Origin of the sequence: Streptomyces sp. T39 (assembly GCF_008042045.1) — a bacterium.
Classification (GTDB): domain Bacteria; phylum Actinomycetota; class Actinomycetes; order Streptomycetales; family Streptomycetaceae; genus Streptomyces.
In genome coordinates this window covers 1-767 of the sequence record NZ_RDBP01000159.1, presented here as the reverse complement: position 1 = coordinate 767, position 767 = coordinate 1, and the positions used below count along the sequence as shown (strand labels likewise).

Sequence of the window (767 nt, the reverse complement as noted above, 5' to 3'; positions counted from 1 at the left end):
ACGTCGGTGCGGGAGGGGTAGGCCTCGGTCGCGGTGTGGGAGTGGTAGATGATCACCGGCTCCTCGTCGTTGTCGTCGAGTTCGCGGTAGAGCTTCAGCAGATCCGCGGAGTCGAACTCGTAGAACGTGGGCGAGCGGGCGGCGTTGAGCATGGGGATGAACCGCTCGGGGCGGCCGGAACCCTCCGGTCCCGCGACGACGCCGCACGCCTCGTCGGGGTGGTCCGCACGGGCATGGGCGACGATCTGGTCGAACAGGGCGCGGGTGATGGTCAGCATGGGCGACAGAATAGGCAGACGGCCTCCGGATCAGGGATCCGGAGGCCGTCTGCCGAGACGGAGCGGGTGACGGGCCGGTCAGCGGCCGGCGTCCACCGGCTGCCGGACCCGCTCGGCGATGCGCGGGTCGCGCTTCTTGAGGACCGCCCAGCCGACGGCGAGGCACACGGCCCAGCCGGCCGCGACGTACAGGCAGACGCGCGCGTCCTTGTCGTACGCGATCATGCAGGTCACGCCGATGAGGAAGAGGAGCGCGACCCAGCTGAACAGGGCGCCGCCGGGGGCGGGGAAGGACGAGGCGCGCAGGCGCCCGGCGTCGACCGCCGCGCGGTAGCGGATGTGGCTGACGAGGATCATCATCCACGTCCAGATGCCGGCCGCGGTGGCGACGGAGGTGACGTAGAGGAACGCCTTCTCCGGGACGACGTAGTTGAGGACGACGCCGATGCCCATCAGGGCCACGGAGACCGCGATGCCGACGGCGGGGGT

At 70.8% G+C, this 767-nt stretch carries 1 protein-coding gene and 1 pseudogene; both read right to left on the bottom strand.

Translation table 11 applies throughout. From position 1 onward, the window contains the following. The coding region (locus EAO77_RS36395) for a Mov34/MPN/PAD-1 family protein (protein ID WP_147992573.1) at positions 1 to 278 on the bottom strand (278 nt) is incomplete at its 3' end. Between the two features lie 78 nt (positions 279 to 356). After that, positions 357 to 767: pseudogene (locus EAO77_RS36390) on the bottom strand (amino acid permease); the annotation flags it as partial.